We start from the raw sequence: 22842 nt of genomic DNA, 5'->3' as shown, positions 1-22842 counted from the left end.
AACTTTGTCATTCCCGCGTAGGCGGGAATCTATCCCTAAATTGGCTTCGGTATTCGATAAAAGTTGGATCCCCGCCCGCGGGGATGACAATTTTATGGAGACATAAACTGAACTTAATTGGCAAGGCGTCTGTGCCTTCACCCAGGCTACTCTAGGGGATTATTAATGAAATACTCTGATCTAAGAGATTTTATTGCACAATTGGAATCACGTGATTTATTAAAACGTATATCTTATCCCGTATCGCCTTATCTTGAAATGACAGCAGTCAGTGATCGGGTGTTACGTTCAGGCGGCCCTGCTCTTCTCTTTATCAATACTCCAAATCATCAAATGCCGGTTCTGACCAATTTGTTTGGTACCGTTGAACGTGTGGCTATGGGAATGGGTGAAGAAAACATCGGTGCATTGAGAGAGGTGGGCAAATTATTGGCTGCTTTAAAGGAACCTGATCCACCCAAAGGATTCAAAGATGCATTTAATAAGCTCCCTTTGTTAAAACAAGCATTAAATATGGCACCAAAATATGTAAGCGGTGCAGAATGCCAAACTCATGTTTGGGAAAAAGATGAGGTAGATCTGAATTCTTTACCCATTCAAACCTGCTGGCCTAAAGATGCTGCGCCATTAATAACCTGGGGGCTTGTAACCACTAAAGGGCCTCATCAACCACGTGAAAACATGGGAATTTACCGGCAGCAAGTATTAAATAAAAATCAATTAATCATGCGTTGGTTATCCCATCGTGGAGGAGCATTGGACTATCAGGCATGGCAAAAAGCTTATCCCGGCGAACGTTTTCCAGTTGCAGTGACATTAGGTGCGGATCCTGCAACTATCCTTGCTGCGGTGACCCCTGTCCCGGATACTTTGTCTGAATATGCTTTTGCTGGATTATTACGCGGCCAACGCACGCGTCTGACGCGATGTATTGGGCACGAGCTGCATGTTCCAGCGAGTGCGGAAATTATTTTAGAAGGTTATTTAGAGCCTGGAGTAGAAGCACCCGAAGGACCTTATGGGGATCATACGGGCTATTATAATGAAGTACAATCTTTTCCAGTGTTTACTGTGGAACGTATCACCCATCGAGATAATCCCATTTATCATAGTACCTATACTGGTCGGCCTCCTGATGAGCCCGCTATTTTAGGTGTTGCGTTAAATGAAGTATTTATCCCCTTATTACAAAAACAATTCCCTGAAATTGTTGATTTCTATTTGCCCCCAGAAGGATGTTCTTATCGTTTGGCTGTAGTCACAATGAAGAAACAGTATCCTGGGCATGCGAAACGAATTATGATGGCAGTCTGGTCTTTTTTAAGGCAGTTTATGTATACCAAATTTGTCATTGTTTGTGATGATGACATTGATGCGCGTAATTGGAAGGATGTGATTTGGGCAATGACTACACGTATGGATCCTGCACGGGATACCGTCATGATGGAAAATACACCGATTGATTATCTGGATTTTGCTTCACCTGTTTCAGGTTTGGGTTCAAAAATAGGAATGGACGCAACCAATAAATGGCCAGGTGAGACACAAAGAGAATGGGGGGAGCCCATTGTGATGGATGAAGAAATACTAAAAAAAGTCAGTGGTTACTGGTCTTCTCTGGGGTTAGGTGAATGAAGAAAAAAACAATTAAAGCGCTTGTAGAAGACATTTCACCCTTGACAGACAGCATCATGCGTTTGATTTTAACTCCTGAAAAATACATTGATTATCAAGCAGGACAATATCTGCAAATTCTTTTTGGTGAAGAAGCATTTAGTTATTCTATTGCTAATGCGCCATTAGGATCTCATAAATATGAGCTTCACATTCGCCATAGCTTGGAAAATCCCTACAATCAGCGATTATTTGCCCATATCAAGAAATATGGTTTTGTGAATATCTGCCTGCCTTTTGGTGAATGTTCCATTAAACATTTGGATCCGCGACGCCCTATATTATTTATTGCTGGTGGTACAGGGTTTGCACCTGTAAAAGCGATGATCGAACAGTTATTATCTACTGCAGACACTCGGAATTTTGAATTATTTTGGGGCGCACGTTTGCAAAATGACTTATACATGGATGAAAAAGTAACAAGTTGGCAGACCCATGTGAGCCATTTTAAATATTTTTCTTCGGTTTCTGAAGACAATACTGTCCCTCTCGCTTCTATTGTACTAAGCAAGCATCCACAGGATCTTGGTGAATGGCAAATAGTTATTAGTGGACCTTTTGATATGGTATACAGCACTCGTGATGCATTATTAAACAGCGGCGTTTCCTCCGCCCATTTATTTTCAGATGCATTTAGTTTTGAAGCAAAATAAGGAAGAGTTTTATGGAAACTTTATATCAAATTCTAGGTCTTATGGGTGCCGGGCTGATCATTTTCATTTTGTACCGCGCAATCAAAGGAAATCCTGGGCAATTTAGTAAAGAAAATTTGAACAAAAGTTTTTTTACTATGGGGGTTTTGGCTCTTGTTTTGATTGGTTTTATTGCACTCTTGGTTTTAATTGTAAGGAACACGTAGATACTGTCTCATGATTAAAATGCTGCCTATTTTTAAGAACTCAAAGCGGATATGAGCCGGTTGCGTATGACAGCGGTAAAAAATTATTTTAAATAATAGGCTTATTATTTTTTTGCGTACAGCGGTAATAAGGGACAGAGCCCCAAGTCCCGCTTTGTTGCTTCAGAATGTATTCATCAGAAATTAGTGTTTAATGGGTAGGACTTACATTACTGTAATGTCCTTCTTTTTCTTTTAAATAAAAGCGAATATGTGGGTTATTAATTGGCCTTTGGCTTGTGTCCGCAATGAGCATGCACTCTTCAACATAGGTGATTTGGCTACTGTCATCAATCAATAAGCGATACCAAGGATTTCGTGTAGCAAATTCACGTTTATGCGCTTGTGGATTATAACGTCCGGAAGCCTGAAATAAAGGGTCAACATCCACTACGATTGCTCTGTAGCGGCTGTTTTTGTGAATCACTAAATCTCCAATATTAAATTGCGCGATTTTATTCATATAAGCCTCTTTGTTGAGCATCTTGAATAATATATCGGTAAAAGTGAATTAAGCTTGAAGCCTATAGAAAATTTAAAAGGAAAAAATAAAGGAGAGTAATAAATATGAGTTAAATAGATGGGTTGTATCGCGAAAAAACTCCATGATAGAATTTTCATTATATTAATTTTCAAGTTATCTTTATGAATTTTATTAAATTTTCTTTAATAAGCTGTATGCTTGGGGTTGGTTCTTGGTCAACAGCAGCACCTGTTCCAGGTTGGACCGGTTTTTATGTTGGAATTAATGGAGGTTATTCAAATACACATAATAAGGATCATACTGATCTTTCCACGGTTCGTACTTTACCCTCTGCTGCTACCACTTCTGCATTAGCAGCTGCGACGTCAGTAACTGCCGCAACATCTTCTTTCTCAGCAAATAATGACAATTTTATCGGTGGAGGACAAATTGGATATTCATACTCTTTGAATCAATTTGTTTTGGGAGTGGAAGCTGATATTCAAGGTATAACGCCTGAAATTGATACGGTTTCTTCACAACAAGTCGTTGCGATTCCTACTTTTAGGACTTCAAGAATTGCTTCGAATCTGTTTCTGGATCAGAGTATTGATTATTTAGGGACAGTACGAGGGCGTTTTGGGGTGCTTGCTACTTCCTCACTACTTTTAGCTGCAACAGGTGGTTATGCTTATGGAGGGGTTCGCTCAGACACTGATCTAACCCAGAGTTATCTTGGAACTGCGAATAATTTAGTGAGAACATTTACCAGTGATGGAAGCTCTTCCTCAACACGGAATGGTTGGACTGTAGGAGGCACTTTAGAATGGAGATTTCAAGGGCAGTGGAGTACAAAATTGGAGTATTTGTATTATGATTTAGGCTCTTTTACCTGTAACGCTACTCCCCTAACCAGCCTGATTAATGACGGCCCTGATGCAGGAAAACCTTTATTTGTTAATGCAGTAAGTACGACTTCACGTTTCGATGGCCACATTGTCCGTTTAGGTATTAATTATTTATTTGCTTAAATTGCAAGCTGACCCAGTATTCCACTCAGCACGAAGGAGTCACTACAAAGTGAAGGCGTGTTCATTATGGAGGCGTTTTCTTTGACTTTGCCATTCAGGATTTGATTGAAAATCAGTGAGCGCAATCGAGTTTATTCCTTTTGCAGCATAAGATTTTTGAACGGTTGTCCATACTTCATCATAAGAACTCATGTTGGGGATAATCAGGTAATGCACGCAGGGATCAAGTACACTTACCTTTTCGCCTGCGCCTGCCAGACCTTCGGCGGCTTGTTGCACACAAATATTGCCGCAGATCCCGGCAATCAATAGTTCGTTATACGCTTTATTTCGGAAAAATTGGAGGAAAGACAGGGCATATTCATCATAAATATTATTCATCTCTTTTAAAAAGCATGGCTCACTTAAATCAATTCCTTCCTTAAGTTTCATTCCAGCTTCAGGAGCAGAGAAATTAATTTTAGCAAAGCGGTAAATCGAAATTTTTTCTTCCAGAATTTTCAGCCGTTCCTCAATAGGTTGGGAAATGGCGGCCCCTATTGTGCCGCATAGGCAATGGATCCCATATTGTCCATTTTCTGGATTAAGTTGTTGTAATTCATGGTGTTCAATTCTGAGGATTCTCTGCGTATGTATTTGTCCATAACCTTGCTTCATAATTTGTGTATCAATATGCTCCTGGGTTCGTCCAAAAACATGGGCATCCTGAGTGGTAATAAGCTCGATTTGCTGACAAAGCTCAGGGTAGTTTGCAATAAGTTCAATCAGTGCATCAAGTAATGCCATATTGCTGATCAATGTATTTTCGCCAGCGGGGGCATATAAGGCAAAACCATGCAATACGAAGTCATTTTGTATATCGATTAAAATAATGGCTAATTGATGAGTTGCACATAATTTTTTGAGAATAATTTTTTTTAATTCTTCTTTTAAGAGAGAAGCTGATTCAGCATATTTTTTATTGATTTCATTAAAGCGGTGAGCTGTGCTTTGGCGTAGTTGCTCTTGAATTTGCAGATGTGCAGCCAGTCTTAATTTATTGGATGTATTCATTTTTGTAATAAAAAGCATTTTACAATGAATAATACAATATAAACGCTTTATTACCCACGAAAAATTGAATTAAATCAAGCATAGCTCCTAGTGTGGATGATGTTACAGTGACATCTGGTCCCTGAGCGCGCTCCACGCGAAATTTACCCTCTACGTACCGTGCATAAAGTGCCGTACGTAGAACACTGAGTATCGTTCATTTAAAAACATAAAGTGACATTCAAATTCCGCGTGGATCGCTCAGGTTTTGTCCGCGGGACTTCGGAATAAGGCCGGACTAGTTTTTCAGCGATATGTAGAAGATTCAGCCCGTAAGCGGGGATCCATTTTTATAGTGGCAATGTGTTCCATTATAAATGGATCCCTGCCTGTGCAGGAACAACAACATTTGTTGCTCCGCTTGGCAGGTATGCCGCTTTATCCAGACTATGCATTTATTTAGATTGTATTAAGACTTAAAAAATTACCTATATCTTCCAGTACTTCATCAACAGGAGCTTCGATTTCTTTTTGATCTTCGGTTTTATCAAAGAAGAAAGATGCTCTTCCTGTTGTCGCTTTCGTATAAATCAATTTACCTATTGTCACGAGACTCAACAAGATATTGGCTACAACTGTTGGCCAAGACGTATATTCGCTCATCACATCATCTTGACTGTGCAATCGTGCTTTAACTTTCATTTTAAATTTTTGATATGCCTCTTTACCTGGAATCTCATCCCGATTTTGATAGACGAATTGATCTACATCTTTTTTAAGATCATCAGCAAGCTGATTTATGATTTCTTGTTCATGTTCAGATAAGGTTTCTGCATAAGTTTTTATGCCGACAATTTTGTCATATAAACCCCGCATTTTCAGGGCATATTCTTTATATCGGCTTTCTTTGCTTTCAAACGTTAAAAGTACTTGCTCCACTTTTCCAGGCAGATCTTCTACCGCCTCAGGTTTTGCATCTGCTTCCATTAACTTAACTACGATTTTACTCAGAGTGGCTTGCATTTTGACGCCTGGAAATTTATCCACTTCTGCAGTAATGTTCTTAAGCACCGCCTCGCTGTTTCCGGATTCCACATATGCTTTTAATAGGCCATTTTTCGCATTACTAATTTTTTTAATGAATTGATCACGAATATCTCTATCATCAGAAATAAATAAATCCTTAGCATAATAATGCTTGTTACGCTCATTGATGTACGCCTCAAGCATTCTTCTAATCTCTTCAGCAAGGACTTCACGTTGTTCTATCCTTTCTTTTTCTTGTTGTTGTCTTTCTAAAGATATTTTTCGATTGTGCTCTTCCGCTTTTTCCCTTCGCTCCCTTTCTTCTTCTTGTTTTTCTAGAATTTTAATTTGTCGATCCAGTTCTGCTGCCTGGTCTGTAAGTTCTTTAATGGTAACTGTTTCTTTTTGGGTTATCTGTTGAGTAAGTAAAACAACTGTTTCAGCGAGGCTGTTTCTTTCATCATAGTTATTAGATAGTTTTAATTTGAGTTCTTCTAATGCTTCTAAAGCAGATGAAATTTCCCTTAGTGTCAGCTCATCTACCCCAAGTGTAAATTGAATGCTTTTCGCTTTGCGAGAGACAGCGTTTGATAAGTTACGTCTATCGGTTGAGTCTAAGGTCCAAGTATATTTGCTTTTCTCTTCCTCAAGGATCTCCAGTAATAAATCAAATCCTATATTTTTAGGACTCTTAGTACTCGTAATACCTGATTGATTAGCAAATTCTGCAAGTATACTTCTGTCATAACCGACAGTTAGGTGCTGTTCAACATTTTGCAGTAATAAATTTAATTTGTTTGTTTTCTCAAAAAGTTTTTTATTATTTTCTTCTGCGTTACGCAAAGCAATCTCTTGGTCTTGGACGTAGAGCAAAACCGCTTGTTTATCTTCTTTATTTAAACTTACTGAGGTACTGGCATTTATTTGCGCTAGCTTTAAAGCTGCTGGTACTTCGTTTTCGATGATGGCTTTATTTTTTTGATTAAGTACTTCTATGGTCTTTTCTTTTTCGCTTTTTTGTTGCTGCAATTGCAACAGCTGCTCTTTTTGTGCCGTGATTTGTTGCTGTTTTTCCAGATATTGGCGGCTTAACTCTTCTTTACTTATCATTTTTACATCTCACATCTAAATGGTTAAAGCATGAGCATCATAAAACACATTGTCTGATTATTAAATAATCAATTTTTTCAATTAAAAATCAAAAAGTTAAATAAAATAAAGTGCCAAAATAATCCCTATTTCATAAAGAAAACAAAGCGGCAGGGCGAGCATGATTTGTGAGAAAACATCCGGAGGAGTAAGTAACATCCCTATAATAAAAGCCCCAACAATGACATAGGGCCTGATTTTTTTTAGCGTTATCACTTCAATGATTTTTAAACGCACCAGTACAAAGCAAATTAAAGGTACCTGAAAGCAGAAACCAAAAATCATAAGCATTCTGGTGATGAAGTCCAAAGCATAAGCCATATCAGGCATATAGCGCACTCCTTTAGGTAAGGCGTGTGCAAAAAAGTGGAACATGAACGGTAAAACCAAATAAAAGCAAAATAAAACTCCAACGAGAAAAAGTACAAGGCTGAAAATTAGAGCAATACGTAGTGTAGTTTGTTCTCTTTGGTAAAGGCCAGGGCTGATAAAACGCCAAAATTGAAATAAAGCGAAAGGAGTGCTTAGTAATATGGCTGCATCAGCGGCAAGTTTTAGGGGAGTAAATACTGGAGAAGTTACTTGAGTAGCAATTAGACCTTCTTGAGCTGAAAGTGTATGCAGCAGTGGACTAACCAAAGCTTGATATAAATCGTTAGCCAGAAAAAAGAAAACAAGAAATAAGCTGCCAAACCATATTAAGGTTTGCAATCCACGGCGGCGTAACTCTAAAAGGTGATTTAACATGGCTTCTTTGAAAATGGTGAAACTTTTATTTTAATCTCTCAAAATTTGTAATGATTCTTGACCTTCCTCCTACGTACCGTGCATAAAGCACAGTACGTAGAGGGATTTTTTAAACTTCAGCAAGTTCCTTAATTTCTTTGGTTTTAATGCCAACTTTTTCGGGTCGAATTTCTCTTAAGCGGTTGAACTGATCAACAAACACTACAGTAGGAACTATATTGGCACATTCTTCTTCCAAGACTTGGGTAAAGGAAGCGATAATGATTAAATCTCCTGGCGTTACCAAATGCGCTGCTGCTCCATTCACGCAAATTTCAGTAGAACCTGGCCTACCCGTGATGGCATAAGTCTCAAATCGAGTGCCTCCAGTGACATTCCAGACATTGACTGCCTCATAAGGTAATATGTTTGCTGCCTTTAGCAGTTCCGGAGAAATAGTAATACTTCCTTCATAATCCAAATCGGCTTCAGTGACACATGCACGATGAATTTTGGATTTTAACATTTTTCTATAAGCCATAACGATCTCAGCCTTGTTCATAGTGGCCGAATTTTACACCAAATTGAGAAGCTTATGCTATATAAATTTGTCACTTGAGTTGCAGGCATATAACGCAACCAGTAAAGGAAAACCAGAATCCTCCCTCGCTTCACCTGGGCTACTTTTTATTGAGGATGCGCGTTATAATTGGCTTTTATTTTATGGGATGGACAAAGGTGAGGCATAGCCCACGCAAGCGGTTTGGCCAGAATTTTCTACAAAACCGCCATATTATTGATGACATTATCCGAGCAATTAATCCGCAAGCAGAAGATAATATGCTGGAAATTGGTCCGGGTTTGGGGGCGCTAACTGAGCCATTGTTGCATCGCTTAAATCATCTATCAGCAGTTGAAATCGACACCGATTTGCAGCAATACCTGTCAGGGCGGCCTATGGCGCAGAATAAGTTGCATTTAATTGCTGCCGATGCATTAACTCTTGATTACAGTCAATTTGGTCCCCATTTACGTGTGGTAGGGAATTTACCTTATAATATTTCCACACCGTTACTCATTCATTTATTACGCTTTGCGCCATATATAGAAGACATGCATTTTATGTTGCAAAAGGAAGTAGTAGAACGTATGGCAGCACAACCAGGCTGTAAAGCCTATGGTCGGTTAACGGTAATGCTGCAATACCATTGTGCTGTGGAGCATTTGTTTCATGTTCCTCCAGAAGCTTTTGAGCCACAGCCTAAAGTAGATTCAGCGGTGGTTCGCCTTACTCCCCATCGCGTTTCTCCCTTTGAAAAAGTTTCTGTAGCGCAGTTGGAGCGTCTGCTAGCGAGTGCATTTGCCATGCGCCGTAAAACACTTAATAACAATTTAAAGGGAATAGTAACGATTGAGCAATTGAGCACTGTTGGTATTGATGGAAGTAAAAGGCCAGAACAAATTTCTATTGCGGAATATGTTCAACTAGCGAAATTTATTTCCAATTAGTGTAAAATTAATCATCATGGACATAATTTATCAATTTGGAGTTATTAATTATTATGGAGATGGCCTTGTTTCATCGTCAACGTCAGCGTAAAGGTTCCTTGTCTACACACGGTAAATCTTTAAAAGATTTAACACGCATTGTTAATGCGAATCTTTTTTTGTCGGAGGACAAGAGACAAATATTACTAAAAAAGATGAGAATGTTATCTGGCTTGGAAACTGCGCGGTATGATAGCTTATGCAGCACTCTTATCAATAATCTAGTTCACTATTGCCAAAATTTACCTGAGACAGCAAACAGTTATTATTCCCAGCAAGGTGGCTTGGTGGATCATGCATTAAACCGTACAGAAGCCGCGCTGAGCCTTTTTCAGGAATTTATGGTGCAGGATCAGCCTGATTTATTATCTGAAGAACAAAAGCTTTGGCAATATGCACTTTTCTCAGCAGCAGTTCTACAAGGAATAGGTAAATTGTTTGTTGATTACCGTGTTAGTTTTTATGATACAAACGGTCAATTTTTAAAAGAATGGAATCCTTTACTTGAAAATATGACGAGCACCGGAATTTATTACTTTTACGAGTTTGAAAAAGAAGCTGAAATTGAATTTCGACGTCGTCTTAATTTATTGATGGCAAAAACATTAATGCCCACAAGTGGATTTGCTTGGATAGCCTCTAATCCAGAAGTTCTTTCAATATGGCTTGCGTTATTGAATGAAGATGAGCGCTCTGCGGGGACTTTGGGAGCTATATTAATTCGTGCTGAAGCCGTTGCAATTCAACGTTATTTACTTGAGTTTATGGTGAAAGGCACTCCAGCTCATAGTGGGGGGCGTTATCGTGCAGGGACTTTTTCTGGTGGCCAGCCAGAGACCTTATTAGAGAAAGAGCAGGCTGTTGGCATGGAGTTTATCCAATGGATGATTAAAGCATTAGATGGCGGCAAGATTATGATTAATAAAGCCCCCTTATTTATGGTTCCTGGGGGTATGTTGATGTGTGCTGAAATGTTTCAATTATTTGTACGTGAACATCCTGAGTATAAAAATTGGCAAGCAGCACAAAATGGATTTTTATCTTTGGGTTTACATAGTCTCGCTGCGGATGGCGGTGTGTTAAGTCGATTTGAGACAAGAAATCAAATGGAGACTGGAATTGTATTTTCCAAGTATGCCCTTGCTTTACCTGAGTCAGTAAAAGTGGTGCACCCAAGTACTGGAAAAGTAGAATCGATGTCCGCTACGGAATTGATTCATAAAGCACAATTTAACAGCCAGTTTATCCAGAAACAAAACATGAGTTTGGCAAGTTCGTTGCAAAAACTGGATGCAGCAGGGAAATGGCAAGTGGTTGAAAACGAAGGGAGTGCGCTAAGGCCAGGAGCAAAAAACGGTGCCTGATTATGCAATTGGTGATGTGCAAGGGTGTTATGAGCCTTTGCAACGGCTGTTGGATTTAATCGATTTTGATGACAAAAGAGATCGTTTGTGGTTTGTTGGCGATTTGGTGAATCGAGGCCCTGCATCTTTAGCTGTCTTACGTTTTGTCAGCGCCTTACCCATTACGCCCAGGGTGACTTTAGGCAATCATGATTTACATCTATTAGGCTTATTATTTGGTGACAGACCGTGGAAAGGGCATGATGACACGCTGCATGAAGTAATAGACGCTGTTGATGGTGAGGTTTTGGGGCATTGGTTAAGGAAACAATCCATTTTGTATCACTCGCCAGAACTTAATGTGGTGATGTGTCATGCTGGAATTTGTCCTTTATGGGACTTGTCACAGGCGATGGAACACGCTAAAGAACTTGAAGAGGTACTTTCAGGGGACAATTATCGTGATTTTTTATCGCATTTATACGGTAATCAACCCGATATATGGTCTGATGATTTAAGAGGGATGGACCGACTGCGGGTAATTACCAACTATTATACACGCATGCGTTTTTGTGATGCGCAAGGACGGTTGGAGTTGGGTTATAAAGAAACTATTGCTCAAGCGCCAGCAAATCTTTATCCTTGGTATGAAGTACCGCATCGTAAAGAAATTGATGTGGATATTGTTTTTGGGCATTGGGCCGCTTTAATGGGGAAATGTCCCAATCCTAAAATTCATGCAATAGATACCGGATGTCTTTGGGGTGGCCAACTTACTGCATTACGCTTGCAGGATATGCAACGATTTGCAGTCTGGAACAAAAAATAATGATGTTAGTAAAAAACTTTAATTCCATACGTTCATCCTGTATGCTTTTTAGGAGCCGGAAAGGTATAAAAACTTTGTTTTTTTGTAATTATTTATCTCTAAGCTACGTCCCGCGGCTTGTCCGCGGGATCCAGGAATCTCACAACATCATTGGATCCCGCGGACAAGCCGCGGGACGTAGGCGAGGGAGAGCAGTTGCGTTTTTCCTAGTCTATTACCTATTTGGCTTTAATGCGTGGTCACTCCCTACTACTGAAGATTTACAGGTCAAACAAGCAGAAGAGCGCTTGCAAAAAGCGATAGAGAATCCTGAGTTTATGCTGCATAACTGGATAGAATTGCCGACTTCTCCTGCAGCCCGCAATAAAACCGTACATCATTTAAGTTTAAGAGAAGCGATTTTATTGGCTTTACGCTATAACCCTAATATTCAAAATGCCGAACTGGATCGAATTGTACAACGTTATCAATTGCGTTTAGCGCACAATCAGTTTGAACTGCAATATGCTTTGGGAGCTTCTGGGGTAATCCAGAAAAGTAAGTTTAATGGGGTTGGTACCGATACAACACGTACATTCTTAGCCAGTCCCGAGTTTAATTTGAAAACAAAGCTAGGAACAGAAGCTAATTTATCGATAAACAATAACGTCAATGACAATAACAATTACAATCCAGTATTGAATTTTTCCTTAACCCAGCCTTTATTACGCGGCTTTGGCAAAGCAGTAAACGAAGCAGCGCTTTTAGATGCCCAGGATAATGAATGGTTAAACAAATTAAACTTGCAGCAATCGGTCGCAGATCAGGTTACCCAAGTTATTATGGCCTATCGAATGCTTATTTTAAGCGGAAATAATTTACAGAATCAGCGCTTGCAGTTAAAAGAAGCAAAAAAATCATATGAAATTAATGAAAAAAAGATAAAAGCAGGTCAATTAGAACCAACAGGCAACATCCAGCAATCCTATCAAATTGAATCTTTAAGTTTAATGGTGGAACAGGCGGAGAATGAATTTCAAACCGCATCACAAGATCTTTTGCAGACTATTGGCCTCGATCCAGAAATGCATATATCAGTTCCTAGCGATGTTGTTTTAGACAAACTTGCAGTTCCCGATTTGCAGCAGTCTATTGAGCAGGCTTTGAATCATAACACTGTTTATTTGGCACAAAAAATGACATTACGCGCGGATGAGCGCGCTTATAAAGTTGCCAAGAATCAACAGCTATGGCAATTGGATGTGTCAGGGAATGTGCAAAGTGGTGTTTTAAATGATGTGACAGGCGCTAACGGAGGAGTTAGGGGCATTTACAATGGAAATAACATCACCGAGGCAGCCCGTTTGACATTAACTGTTCCTTTGCATGACATCAGTCGCCGCAGTCAGTTAATTAATGCTAAAGTGCGCTTGGAAAAAGACCGTTTAAATTTACTTGCAACGAAACGTGCATTAATAACGAATATAACCAATACCATAAACAATATAAAAAGTTTGGCAAAACGTTACCAATTAGCCTTAAAGCAAGTGAAACTGGCAGAGCAATCTTATGCTTTGGAAAAGAAAAAACAACAAGCAGGTATATCCAGTGCGTTGGATGTAAACAACACGCAAAACCAGCTGATACAGGCGCAGTCTGGATTAATTAATGCAAAAATTGCATATCTTAATCAGATATCAAACTTACAAAGGACTCTGGGAACAACGCTGGAGCATTGGCAAATTAAATTAAGGTATGGTGGATGAATAGGTATTTAAACACATCAAAAGTTGTCATTTTATTATTAGCCGTGTTTCTTTTCTCCTCATGTGATCGTCATGAAAAGAAAAAAACGGTTGCGTTACACCAATATAAAGTCGAGGATCAAACAATCCATAAAACCTTGCATTTTACAGGAACGGTTCAGCCTTTACATGAAAATACTATAGCCAGTCCAATGGAAGCGGTGGTTGAAACAATGAATTTTCATTATGGGCAAATGGTCAAAAAAGGTGATGTGATTTTAACGCTAAACTCAACTGAGTTACAAAGGCAGTTTAATGACACATTAACGGAGTACTTAAAAGCCAAAGACAGCTATACCATAGCAAAAGCCAAGTTTGTTGGGACTCAGGATTTATGGGACTCTGGTTTATTATCCAAAAATAATTACATGAGTGAAAAATCAAATGTGGATACAGCTAGGGTAACTTTAATGCAGTCCACACGTAAACTGACAGAAATGTTAGAAAAACTTGATGAAAATAGCCCCAAAAATTTATCGGCATTAAGTTTGGCTGATTTTGATAAGATAAAAAAAATTTTGGCATCCAAGCATAATGTGATTCATTTAAAGTCACCTAGAGATGGAGTGCTACTATACCCTCCTAAAGCAGGCGAAGATAAAAGTGTACGTGTCAATGTGGGATCTACAGTGAAATCGGGCCAAGTCATTGGATTGATTGGTGATTTATCTGGGATCAGTATCGAAATTGATGTCCCGGAAATTGATATAACCCAAATTCAAGCGGGCATGAATGCTGTAGTGAGTGGAGTCGCTTTTGGTAAATATCCATTAAAAGGGCAATTGGTTGCAGTGAATGCCCAAGCATCAAACAACAATGGACTTCCCTTTTTTACGGCTGTAGTAGAAGTTAAGAAATTAACCCCGGAGCAGCAAAAATGGATCAAAGTAGGTATGAGTGCATCCATTGAATTAAGTGTGGATAATGGCAAGCAACTCATCATACCTATTGCTGCGATAAAGCGAGAAAAAGGACAAAGTATTGTTAATTTGCAAAACGATTCAGGTGCTATTGAAAAGCGAGTTATAACAACAGGTGCGGCGCAAGCAGATTCAGTTGTCGTTGAGACCGGTTTAAAAGCTGGCGATGTGGTGGTTTATGGGTGATCTCGTAATCAATGCAAATCCTTTGTCTGAGGATGCAAGTATTCTTGAACGAATTGTGCATCCTGCGATAAACCCACGGCATAAGGGCAATGTTAAGAAGACTCAGCAATCATTAATGGTGCTGACGGATATTGTAAAAACGTATCATCTCGAAGGAATTAGCAGTACCATCTTAAAAGAAGTATCACTTACGGTATATGAAGGAGATTTGCTTGCTATTGTAGGCGCGTCTGGCTCAGGTAAATCTACTTTGATGAACATTATGGGGCTCCTGGATAAAGCAGATGCAGGAACCTATCTATTGAAGAATCGCAATGTTGCTGCTTTGACCGATGATGAAGCAGCAGAATTGCGGAATCAAAATATCGGTTTTGTTTTCCAGCAATTCAATTTATTACCAAGGTTTAGTGCCATGCAAAATGTGGCATTGCCTTTAATCTATCGCGGCGTTGGACCTGCCGAAACTAAAGAGAGAGTGCTTGCTGCTCTTGAGTGGGTAGGCATGCGTCAATATGCACACCATCGGCCTACACAATTATCCGGCGGACAGCAACAACGGGTTGCCATTGCCCGTGCTTTGGTCACAGAACCCCAAGTGATTTTGGCAGATGAACCTACTGGGGCGCTTGATTCACGTACCGGTAATGAAGTAATGAATTTATTTTTAAGTTTGCACGCCCAGGGGCGTAGTATCATTATGATTACTCATGATGAGCAGATCGCTGCATTGTGTCAGCGAAAAATTACTCTTGTGGATGGTGCGGTCATGACGGAGACAGGGGCATGAATCTTGTCGGACATTGTCAGCAAGCATTGGTTAATTTAACCGCTGCCAAGTTGCGTTCCTTTTTAGCCGTTCTAGGCATTTTAGTAGGTACTGCCGCTGTTGTTGCCTTAATTAGTTGTGGTCAGTTAGCTACAGAAAAGGCATTAGCTCAATTCAAAGCTTTAGGGACGGATTTATTGGCAATTTCTGTTTACCCGAAAACGACAGATAAATCTTCTGGAAGTATGGAATCAATCTCTGCAGATCAATGGGAGCAGTTGCCTGAACGAATACCTTATATTGTCGATATGGCCCCTTACAGCACCGCATATCAACCTTTGAGTTTTCAGGGAAAATTAATGCAGGGCGCAGTTATAGGAGCCAACGAGCATTTACCAAAAATTGTTCATATTAAACTCGCTGCCGGACATTTTGTTTCTTTTGTTGAGTCTTATGAGCATTATTGTGTGATTGGCGCAGGTTTAGCGCGGCAAATCAAAGAGATAAGTTTTGATGATCCCATAGGAAAACAATTACGTATAGGACAATCTTTATATACGATTATTGGAGTGGCCGAACCTTGGAAGGAAAATGGCTTTTTCAATGAAGACATCAATCAGGCGGCAATTATTCCCTTGGCTGGGATTAGTATGATTAGCAAGGATGCCAAGGTAAATAACGTGGTTTTGGAGTTGAAACCGGATAGCCCCATAGATGAAGTGATTGAAGAAATAAAACAAATTATTGGCTCAATGGCTCCTAAATTGAGTGTTTTTTCTCGTAGTGCAAAACAAATTATTGCGAGCATGGAAAATCAGGGACAAATTTTTACCTTATTGCTTGGTGTGATCGGTGGTATTTCGCTTTTGGTTGGTGGAATTGGTGTAATGAATGTCATGTTGGTTTCTGTGAGTGAGCGCAAAAAAGAAATTGGCATCCGTAAAGCAGTAGGCGCTAAAAATAGCGAAATTCAAGCTTTATTTTTAGTTGAATCGGTAATGCTTTCTTTGTTGGGAGGCATACTTGGAGTAATCTTAGGATTAATTTTTACGCGTATTTTGGCCTATTTTAGCGATTGGAATTTTTCAATCTATCTTCTTCCTCCCGTAGCAGGATTTTTGGTATCGGCAGCTACTGGGATTTTCTTTGGTTTTTATCCTGCACGACGTGCTGCAAAATTGGAACCGGTAGTTTCCTTGCGCAGTGAGTAATTGAGTTTTTCTCTCTTAAAGCAATTTTTTTCAATGTTTTAGTTTCTACTGTGATAGCGGGATATTTATTGTACCGTCATGCATCAATAATGCCTGTGGCCGTATGGTATCTGGCTATGATCATCATATGCTTTTCTCGTTGGATTAATAGTAAAAAAGTATTAGAGATTACCTTGTAAACATTATATGAAGCGAAAAGAGCAATTAAAATAATTCAGAATATCTAAGAGAAATTTTCTTCATAATGTCTTCAATGGGCAAACCCATCACATTGTAATAGGAGCCTTTTACTTCTTTTATAAATGTATCATATACATTTTGGATACCATATCCTCCAGCCTTATCAAAAGGATCTCCTGTATCAATATAGTTTTGTATTTGTTGCTCTGTAAGTGTGTGAAATGTAATGTTGCTGGTGACACAATCAATCCACCACTGTTGGTCTGGTAGAAAAATTAGCGCATAGCCTGTATAGACCTCATGAGAATGGCCGCTTAACATGCTTAACATTCTATATGCATCTTGATGGTCGCGGGGTTTTTCTAAAATCTGATCCTGGTAGGCTACTGTAGTATCTGCTGCTAGAATGATGTCTGCGGTACCTGTTTCGACTTGTGCCAAAATAGTCTGTGCTTTTTCTCTAGCAAGTCGTGTGACATATATTTTAGCTTCCTCGTCTTTTTGTTGAATTTCTTCAATGTTGGCAGGCATAACCACAGCAGGCAAACCGTGTTCTTGCAAAATGTGCAAACGTCTTGGAGAGGCGCTGGCTAGAATAATTTTTAATAGATGATTCGGTTTCATAAAAAATAGGTATGGTGTTTTAAAGCTAAATTCTAAAATCACACAGTATTTTGGCTTAATCTAGCGAATTGTCAACAGAACACGAATCAGGCTTAAAAATTTATTATTTGGGGTTTTGTTGTGTTGCTTCCAGATTACAGAGATCTGAATTTTTTGATTCTATTGCACTGAATTTATAAGTATTTTATGATGAAAAAATTCTTTTCATCTAAATGGATTTGCGTATGTTAAAAAAATCTTTGGGAGTGATGGTCTTAATATCAGGCATTTGTTCTTTTGCTTTTGCTGACACAGTTCTGCCACAAACTAATCCTTCTAATACGTCGTCTTCTAGTGCATCAGTACCTTCAAGTTATTTACCTGTAGTGATTCATGAGACTTTTGCAAGCATTTTGCAGCGTATGAGCAGCGAAAAACAAGCGATTAATGAGCGGCAGCAAGAACTGTTAAAACAACGTTATGATTTGAGTAATAAGCCTTCTCAAACAGCAAAGATGTCTAATGGCAAACCTGTGCAAGAAGGAGTTCGAGTGAAGTTGCCAGAGGGAGTAACATGGGACCAGCTTGCCAAAATGAGCCCAGAGGAGATTAAAAACAAAGGCCTTTTCCCTCAGGGTTTCTTACCATTGCCCCATCCTAATCATCCTGAGGGAGGGATGCTCTTTCCCAAATTTTCTATTAATGAAATTAAAAAACAAGAAGACAGAGATTTGACACGATTTGATTTGGATTTTGATATTCCCGATCATTTTTTACCACCTCATCCCGCGCCGATTTTTTTAACTACCAGACCTGATCTTGGCGATGTTTCCCAAGGTAAACTGGTTACCATTGAAAATTATTATGAATTGTTTAACGGCCTATTGAATCCCAAACAACTGGAAGGTTTGCGTCTGCTAGTTACTCCATTCCCACAACAACAATTTAACCAGACTGAAGACCGCCGTACTGTAAGACCCAGTCGTGGAGTAGCTTGTTTTGATTGTCATGCGAATGGTCATACGAATAAAGCAACCCATTTGGTTGGTGATATTAGACCCCAGGAGTTTCGTCATCGAATCAATACGCCAACATTACGTGGCGTGAATATCCAAAGGTTATTTGGATCTCAGCGTGCATTAAAAACAATAGAAGACTTCACTGAGTTTGAACAAAGAGCAGCCTATTTTGATGGAGATCCGGTAATTGCGACTAAAAAAGGCGTTAATATTCTGGAGCGTGGCAGCCAAGTTCACTTCATGGCTGAGTTTCAGGAAATTCTTGATTTTCCTCCCGCACCTAAATTGACCTGGGAAGGTAAATTGGATCCCGCTAAAGCGAGCCCAGCAGAGTTACGTGGGCAGGAGTTGTTTTTTGGTAAGGCAAAATGTGCTACGTGTCATGCTCCTCCTTACTATACTGACAACACCATGCATAATTTACAAACCGAACGATTCTATCAACCACAAATGATTAATGGCATGAAAGCGGTTGGTGATGGGCCTATAAAAACATTTCCTTTGAGAGGAATTAAAGATTCTCCACCTTACTTACATGATGGCCGTTTGTTAACTTTGGCAGATACTGTAGAGTTTTTTAACTTGGTATTGCAATTACAGTTAACTCAAGAAGAAAAGGCAGATTTAACAGCATTTATGGAAGCGCTTTAATACTCACTGTATAATCTCCTTTCGTAGTAGCCTGTATTTACTGTAACCTGGGTAGCGCGTAGCGAAACCCGGGTAACTGCGTTGTACAAATTTCCTGGGTTTCGCTACGCGCTACCCAGGCTACCACGAGGCTACTTGTTTTATGATAAATGGTCTATCTTTAAATATTGAGATGGCAATCAAGGTAATAAAAAATCAGGGGGAAAGGCTATGAAAAAATGGGGACTTGCGATAATCGCATACGTTCTGGTACATCATGTTGCCTTCGCACAACAGAATTGGAATGCTTGGGTCGCTGGAGTTAGAGCAGAAGCCTTGCAACAAGGAATATCACCAGAAGTTTTTGATGAGGCGTTTGCAGGAATCCATGAGCCAAGTCATCAAATTAAAGGATTTTTACGTTCTCAACCAGAACATCGTCTCACGTTCATTAAATACCGCAACACACGTGTTGATAATTACAGGATTGCTATAGGACGCAAGGAATTCAAAAAGAATCAGGCAGTATTAGAAGCTGTAGCCAAGCAATACGGAGTAAACCCTTGCTTCATCGTTTCATTTTGGGGAATGGAAACCAGTTATGGTACTTATATGGGGAATTTCCCTGTAGTGAAAGCGTTAGCTACCTTGGCATATGACTCCAATCGCAAGGATTTTTTCCGTAAAGAATTATTTATTGCCTTGCACATCCTGAGTGAGGGACATGTGAGTCTCGCTGATTTTAAAGGTGAGTGGGCCGGCGCCTCAGGTCAGCCGCAATTTTTACCTTCAAGCTGGGTGAAATACGCTGTTGATTATGATGGTGATGGGCGAAAGGATATTTGGAGAAGTAAACCGGATGTCTTTGCTTCAATTGCAAATTATATGAAACAAAATGGATGGCAAACAGGTGAACCCTGGGCAATCCAAGTCAAATTACCTCGTAAATTTGATATGGCTATGGAAGGAAAAAATATTGTAAAACCTGTGAGTGAATGGAATGCGATGGGTGTGCGTACCGAAGAGGGCGAGTTATTGCCTTTCCAAAATCTGCAAGCGAGTATTGTTCAACCATTAGGCGGACCAACTTTCTTGACCTTCCCGAACTATAAGATGATTTTACATTATAATAATTCCATCTATTATGCAGGAGCTATAGGTTATTTAGCAGATAAAATCTGCCAAGGACAACATAGGTAGGTATCATGAATGATTATCTTGATAAAACTGCCAGTTTAACCCCTTTAGCAAAAAGGATAATCTGTGATAAAGCCACAGAGTATCCTCATACTGGGGCATACAATGTTGTCATAACGCAAGGGACTTATTTATGCAGACGTTGTGGTTTGGCCTTATTTCGTGGGTCAAGCCAATTCAGCTCCGGGTGTGGCTGGCCAAGTTTTGATGATAATATCGTTCATGCAGTGAAACAGCTCCCAGATCGTGATGGCCAACGTACGGAAATCCTCTGTTCGCGCTGTGACGCACATTTAGGTCATGTCTTTACTGGAGAGTATTTTACCCAAAAGAATTTGCGTCATTGTGTCAATTCTGCCTCCATTGATTTTGTTGCAGACAGTCAGGTGTTGGATACTGAAGAAGCAATAATGGCTGGTGGATGTTTTTGGGGAGTCGATCACTTTTTAAAGCAAATCCCCGGAGTTCTTCGTGTTGAAGTGGGGTATACAGGTGGTGTTACTTCAGAACCCAGTTATGACCAAGTGTGTCAGGGCAATACAGGGCATTATGAAGCAGTACGCGTTATTTATGATAAAGCTAAAACTGACTACCACCAAGTGCTAAAACGTTTTTTTGAAATCCACGATCCCACACAAAAATCGGGACAAGGTCCAGATATAGGTCAGCAATACCAGAGTGCGGTATTTTATTATAATCAGGAACAATGGGAAGAAGCGGAAACCTTAATCCAAATGCTGCAAAAAAGAGGCTATCAAGTTGCGACTCGCCTTTTGCCAGTACAATCATTTTGGCCAGCAGAAGAATACCATCAGGATTATTATGCCAAACATCATAAAGCACCTTATTGTCATCAACCCGTAAATCGCTTTGATTAAGGTTTTAGGTTGTGAAGGGGATAATATGGAATTTACTTTTCGAATTGCTAAGAAAAAAGATAAAGAAGAAATTTTTGGTTTAATCAAGAAGCTTGCCCAATATGAAAGAAAGAAACCTGAAGAGATTAATTTGACCCTGGACAAAATTGAATCTCATGGTTTTGGTCGAAATAAATATTTTTATATTTTATTAGCTGAACATAAGAAAAATCCCGCGGGTTATGCTTTATATTTTTTCTCTTATTCCGCTCCATCTGGAGCACCTGTTCTTTATGTTGAAGAGCTATTTGTAGATGAACCTTATCGAAATTATGGCCTGGGTACGGCATTGTTATCTAATCTTGCGCAGTTGGCAATTGAGAAGGAATGTTGTCGTATGGAAGGGCATGCCTTTACTTGGAATAAAAAAGCCATTGAATTCTATGAATTTATAGGCGCTCATCCACGTACGGATTTGTTGCAATTTCGTTTATCAGATGAGCATTTAAGGAGTTTGGCGGAACAAAAATAAAAATTGATACCTCATTTTCCGGCGGAGAATTTCTCAGGACTTCTCTCTGGTTATTTCAATTTTTTCATGACAATACCCAAGAGAGGAATCGCCAGCAATTGGATTCCAATCGAAAAAATCACTAGGGCAGTAATAGAAATATCGTAGAGCACTCCCATTACAACACTACCTAAAAACCAGAAAATACCAAACCCGGTATTGAAAATTCCATAGGCCGAACCACGTTTTTCTTTGGGGATCATACCGGCAACGATTGCACGCATTAGCGATTCATGTGCGCATACGCCAATACTCCATAAAATAACACCGAATAAAGCCAGACTGGAATTACCAAAAAAGACTAAGGGAGCAAAGAAACAGGTTAACAAAGAAACGATGACTAAAATAATAAAGCCATAACGATCATAAAGATGTCCAAGGAGCGGGGCGCTTACTATATTAAATCCTTTTGCTATGGCATAAGAAATTGGAATCCAAAGCGGAGATAAAAGATCTTTCTTTTGAAAGTGGTAAGCGATTAATGGAAAATCAGCATAGCCTGCAGCAATAAGTGCTGCTCCTGATAAGTATATCCAAAAAGCTATATTCATGCTCATCCCAGTGACTTCCAAGGTATCGTGATGTACTTCCAAATCTTGCGGGCGTGGATAGAGCCATCGTGATAGCAATAAAGTGCTTAAGGCAAACAACGCGGGTATTAACAGTAAGGCGAAACAGTAACGATATTCCACTTTAAAATAAAGCGCTAGGGCAAGAATTAAAGGGCCTAACATAGCGCCTGTTTGATCTAGTGCTTCATGTAAGCCAAAAGCCCAACCCATTCCTTTTTGATGTCCTGCATGGGCAAGCATGGCATCGCGCGCAGGCATGCGAATGCCTTTACCTGCTCGCTCAGTGATGATGAGCACGGCAGCCACCCACCAATGCCCTGCTATTGCTAACAAAGGAACAGCTAATAAATTACAGGTATAGCCAAAAATAGTAATGGTCCAATATTTATGGGTACGATCAGCGAGATAACCGGAAACCATCCGTAGTGCATAGCCTAATAGTTCGCCAAAACCGGACACAAATCCCACAACAGCAGCATTAGCACCTAATAATGCCAAATAGGGTCCGGTGATACTGCGTGCCCCTTCATAAGTCATATCCGCAAAGAGACTTACAACACCTATGAGGATGATGAATTTGAGTGCAGCATCTTTTGATAGGCTTTTTTGCTGGCGCATAGGTTTGTC

22 protein-coding genes are annotated in these 22842 nt (G+C 39.6%); 15 read left to right on the top strand and 7 right to left on the bottom strand.

Going from position 1 to position 22842, the window contains the following annotated elements:
• The first annotated feature begins 165 nt into the window (after positions 1-165).
• The 3 genes from ubiD to A8O27_RS12790 are packed head-to-tail and all read left to right on the top strand — an operon-like array spanning position 166 to position 2533.
• On the top strand, positions 166-1635 hold the full coding sequence (ubiD, locus tag A8O27_RS12800) for a 4-hydroxy-3-polyprenylbenzoate decarboxylase (RefSeq protein WP_058459006.1): 1470 nt from the start codon (positions 166-168) through the stop codon (positions 1633-1635).
• Positions 1632-2327 (top strand): NAD(P)H-flavin reductase, encoded by a 696-nt coding sequence (locus A8O27_RS12795; RefSeq protein ID WP_058459005.1) that lies wholly within the window; start codon positions 1632-1634, stop codon positions 2325-2327. The genes ubiD and A8O27_RS12795 overlap by 4 nt, the downstream gene beginning before the upstream one ends.
• 11 nt (positions 2328-2338) lie before the next feature.
• The gene (locus A8O27_RS12790; RefSeq protein WP_058459004.1) at positions 2339-2533 is read left to right on the top strand and encodes a hypothetical protein; all 195 of its coding nucleotides are present in this window, start codon (positions 2339-2341) and stop codon (positions 2531-2533) included.
• Between the two features lie 190 nt (positions 2534-2723).
• Here A8O27_RS12790 and hspQ read toward each other — a convergent pair whose 3' ends face one another.
• Positions 2724-3035, bottom strand: a complete 312-nt coding sequence (gene hspQ / locus A8O27_RS12785; protein WP_058459003.1) for a heat shock protein HspQ — start codon at positions 3033-3035, stop codon at positions 2724-2726.
• 182 nt (positions 3036-3217) lie between these two features.
• Between hspQ and A8O27_RS12780 the strand changes: the two genes are divergently transcribed.
• Entirely contained in the window at positions 3218-4066 is an 849-nt protein-coding gene (locus A8O27_RS12780; RefSeq protein ID WP_058459002.1) for an outer membrane protein, read from the top strand.
• Between the two features lie 42 nt (positions 4067-4108).
• Here A8O27_RS12780 and A8O27_RS12775 read toward each other — a convergent pair whose 3' ends face one another.
• The 4 genes from A8O27_RS12775 to panD all read right to left on the bottom strand — a co-directional run bounded on the left by A8O27_RS12775 (position 4109) and on the right by panD (position 8540).
• Positions 4109-5137 (bottom strand): cysteine hydrolase family protein, encoded by a 1029-nt coding sequence (locus A8O27_RS12775; protein WP_235810491.1) that lies wholly within the window; start codon positions 5135-5137, stop codon positions 4109-4111.
• A gap of 420 nt (positions 5138-5557) precedes the next feature.
• Positions 5558-7234 carry a hypothetical protein gene (locus A8O27_RS12770; protein ID WP_058459001.1) on the bottom strand — a complete coding sequence of 559 codons (1677 nt, stop codon included), beginning with the start codon at positions 7232-7234 and terminating at the stop codon, positions 5558-5560.
• 96 nt (positions 7235-7330) lie between these two features.
• Positions 7331-8020 carry a twin-arginine translocase subunit TatC gene (tatC, locus tag A8O27_RS12765; protein WP_058459000.1) on the bottom strand — a complete coding sequence of 230 codons (690 nt, stop codon included), beginning with the start codon at positions 8018-8020 and terminating at the stop codon, positions 7331-7333.
• Between the two features lie 109 nt (positions 8021-8129).
• On the bottom strand, positions 8130-8540 hold the full coding sequence (gene panD, locus A8O27_RS12760; protein ID WP_058458999.1) for an aspartate 1-decarboxylase: 411 nt from the start codon (positions 8538-8540) through the stop codon (positions 8130-8132).
• 197 nt (positions 8541-8737) lie between these two features.
• On the opposite strand from panD, the gene rsmA reads away from it, so the two are divergent.
• The 7 genes from rsmA to A8O27_RS12725 all read left to right on the top strand — a co-directional run bounded on the left by rsmA (position 8738) and on the right by A8O27_RS12725 (position 16586).
• On the top strand, positions 8738-9508 hold the full coding sequence (rsmA, locus tag A8O27_RS12755) for a 16S rRNA (adenine(1518)-N(6)/adenine(1519)-N(6))-dimethyltransferase RsmA (protein ID WP_058459051.1): 771 nt from the start codon (positions 8738-8740) through the stop codon (positions 9506-9508).
• Between the two features lie 53 nt (positions 9509-9561).
• Positions 9562-10911, top strand: a complete 1350-nt coding sequence (locus A8O27_RS12750) for a conjugal transfer nickase/helicase domain-containing protein (RefSeq protein ID WP_058458998.1) — start codon at positions 9562-9564, stop codon at positions 10909-10911.
• Positions 10904-11719 carry a symmetrical bis(5'-nucleosyl)-tetraphosphatase gene (locus A8O27_RS12745; protein ID WP_058458997.1) on the top strand — a complete coding sequence of 272 codons (816 nt, stop codon included), beginning with the start codon at positions 10904-10906 and terminating at the stop codon, positions 11717-11719. Before A8O27_RS12750 ends, A8O27_RS12745 begins: the two co-directional genes overlap by 8 nt.
• A complete protein-coding gene (locus A8O27_RS12740) occupies positions 11719-13464 on the top strand; it encodes a TolC family protein (protein WP_115684250.1) in 1746 nt (581 codons plus the stop codon). Before A8O27_RS12745 ends, A8O27_RS12740 begins: the two co-directional genes overlap by 1 nt.
• Complete coding sequence (locus A8O27_RS12735; RefSeq protein ID WP_058458517.1) at positions 13461-14609, top strand: efflux RND transporter periplasmic adaptor subunit; 1149 nt, start codon at positions 13461-13463, stop codon at positions 14607-14609. Before A8O27_RS12740 ends, A8O27_RS12735 begins: the two co-directional genes overlap by 4 nt.
• A gap of 115 nt (positions 14610-14724) precedes the next feature.
• Entirely contained in the window at positions 14725-15396 is a 672-nt protein-coding gene (locus A8O27_RS12730) for an ABC transporter ATP-binding protein (RefSeq protein WP_058458520.1), read from the top strand.
• The gene (locus A8O27_RS12725) at positions 15393-16586 is read left to right on the top strand and encodes an ABC transporter permease (protein WP_058458516.1); all 1194 of its coding nucleotides are present in this window, start codon (positions 15393-15395) and stop codon (positions 16584-16586) included. The genes A8O27_RS12730 and A8O27_RS12725 overlap by 4 nt, the downstream gene beginning before the upstream one ends.
• Positions 16587-16790: 204 nt before the next feature.
• On the opposite strand, the gene A8O27_RS12720 is transcribed toward A8O27_RS12725, so the two are convergent.
• A complete protein-coding gene (locus tag A8O27_RS12720; RefSeq protein WP_058458515.1) occupies positions 16791-17390 on the bottom strand; it encodes a Maf family protein in 600 nt (199 codons plus the stop codon).
• Between the two features lie 224 nt (positions 17391-17614).
• Between A8O27_RS12720 and A8O27_RS12715 the strand changes: the two genes are divergently transcribed.
• From A8O27_RS12715 to A8O27_RS12700, 4 genes are all read left to right on the top strand, one after another.
• A complete protein-coding gene (locus A8O27_RS12715) occupies positions 17615-19039 on the top strand; it encodes a hypothetical protein (RefSeq protein WP_058458514.1) in 1425 nt (474 codons plus the stop codon).
• Between the two features lie 210 nt (positions 19040-19249).
• Positions 19250-20218, top strand: coding sequence for a lytic murein transglycosylase (locus A8O27_RS12710; RefSeq protein ID WP_058458513.1), 969 nt, complete (start codon positions 19250-19252; stop codon positions 20216-20218).
• A 5-nt stretch (positions 20219-20223) separates the two neighbouring features.
• Positions 20224-21093, top strand: a complete 870-nt coding sequence (locus A8O27_RS12705; protein ID WP_058458512.1) for a bifunctional methionine sulfoxide reductase B/A protein — start codon at positions 20224-20226, stop codon at positions 21091-21093.
• A 25-nt stretch (positions 21094-21118) separates the two neighbouring features.
• On the top strand, positions 21119-21604 hold the full coding sequence (locus A8O27_RS12700) for a GNAT family N-acetyltransferase (RefSeq protein ID WP_058458511.1): 486 nt from the start codon (positions 21119-21121) through the stop codon (positions 21602-21604).
• 50 nt (positions 21605-21654) lie between these two features.
• Here A8O27_RS12700 and A8O27_RS12695 read toward each other — a convergent pair whose 3' ends face one another.
• Positions 21655-22833 (bottom strand): MFS transporter, encoded by a 1179-nt coding sequence (locus tag A8O27_RS12695; protein ID WP_058458510.1) that lies wholly within the window; start codon positions 22831-22833, stop codon positions 21655-21657.
• Between the last annotated feature and the right edge of the window lie 9 nt (positions 22834-22842).

The organism is Legionella bozemanae (assembly GCF_001648595.1).
Lineage (GTDB): Bacteria > Pseudomonadota > Gammaproteobacteria > Legionellales > Legionellaceae > Legionella > Legionella bozemanae.
This window is presented reverse-complemented; position numbering and strand designations above follow the sequence as displayed.

Excerpts from the sequence above, each read along its gene's own strand:
- ubiD (WP_058459006.1), top strand. The coding sequence starts at position 166 with ATGAAATACTCTGATCTAAGAGATTTTATTGCACAATTGGAATCACGT.
- A8O27_RS12795 (WP_058459005.1), top strand. The coding sequence starts at position 1,632 with ATGAAGAAAAAAACAATTAAAGCGCTTGTAGAAGACATTTCACCCTTG.
- A8O27_RS12790 (WP_058459004.1), top strand. The coding sequence starts at position 2,339 with ATGGAAACTTTATATCAAATTCTAGGTCTTATGGGTGCCGGGCTGATC.
- hspQ (WP_058459003.1), bottom strand. The coding sequence starts at position 3,035 with ATGAATAAAATCGCGCAATTTAATATTGGAGATTTAGTGATTCACAAA.
- A8O27_RS12780 (WP_058459002.1), top strand. The coding sequence starts at position 3,218 with ATGAATTTTATTAAATTTTCTTTAATAAGCTGTATGCTTGGGGTTGGT.
- A8O27_RS12775 (WP_235810491.1), bottom strand. The coding sequence starts at position 5,137 with ATGCTTTTTATTACAAAAATGAATACATCCAATAAATTAAGACTGGCT.
- A8O27_RS12770 (WP_058459001.1), bottom strand. The coding sequence starts at position 7,234 with ATGATAAGTAAAGAAGAGTTAAGCCGCCAATATCTGGAAAAACAGCAA.
- tatC (WP_058459000.1), bottom strand. The coding sequence starts at position 8,020 with ATGTTAAATCACCTTTTAGAGTTACGCCGCCGTGGATTGCAAACCTTA.
- panD (WP_058458999.1), bottom strand. The coding sequence starts at position 8,540 with ATGGCTTATAGAAAAATGTTAAAATCCAAAATTCATCGTGCATGTGTC.
- A8O27_RS12750 (WP_058458998.1), top strand. The coding sequence starts at position 9,562 with ATGGAGATGGCCTTGTTTCATCGTCAACGTCAGCGTAAAGGTTCCTTG.
- A8O27_RS12740 (WP_115684250.1), top strand. The coding sequence starts at position 11,719 with ATGATGTTAGTAAAAAACTTTAATTCCATACGTTCATCCTGTATGCTT.
- A8O27_RS12735 (WP_058458517.1), top strand. The coding sequence starts at position 13,461 with ATGAATAGGTATTTAAACACATCAAAAGTTGTCATTTTATTATTAGCC.
- A8O27_RS12730 (WP_058458520.1), top strand. The coding sequence starts at position 14,725 with ATGGTGCTGACGGATATTGTAAAAACGTATCATCTCGAAGGAATTAGC.
- A8O27_RS12725 (WP_058458516.1), top strand. The coding sequence starts at position 15,393 with ATGAATCTTGTCGGACATTGTCAGCAAGCATTGGTTAATTTAACCGCT.
- A8O27_RS12720 (WP_058458515.1), bottom strand. The coding sequence starts at position 17,390 with ATGAAACCGAATCATCTATTAAAAATTATTCTAGCCAGCGCCTCTCCA.
- A8O27_RS12715 (WP_058458514.1), top strand. The coding sequence starts at position 17,615 with ATGTTAAAAAAATCTTTGGGAGTGATGGTCTTAATATCAGGCATTTGT.
- A8O27_RS12710 (WP_058458513.1), top strand. The coding sequence starts at position 19,250 with ATGAAAAAATGGGGACTTGCGATAATCGCATACGTTCTGGTACATCAT.
- A8O27_RS12705 (WP_058458512.1), top strand. The coding sequence starts at position 20,224 with ATGAATGATTATCTTGATAAAACTGCCAGTTTAACCCCTTTAGCAAAA.
- A8O27_RS12700 (WP_058458511.1), top strand. The coding sequence starts at position 21,119 with ATGGAATTTACTTTTCGAATTGCTAAGAAAAAAGATAAAGAAGAAATT.
- A8O27_RS12695 (WP_058458510.1), bottom strand. The coding sequence starts at position 22,833 with ATGCGCCAGCAAAAAAGCCTATCAAAAGATGCTGCACTCAAATTCATC.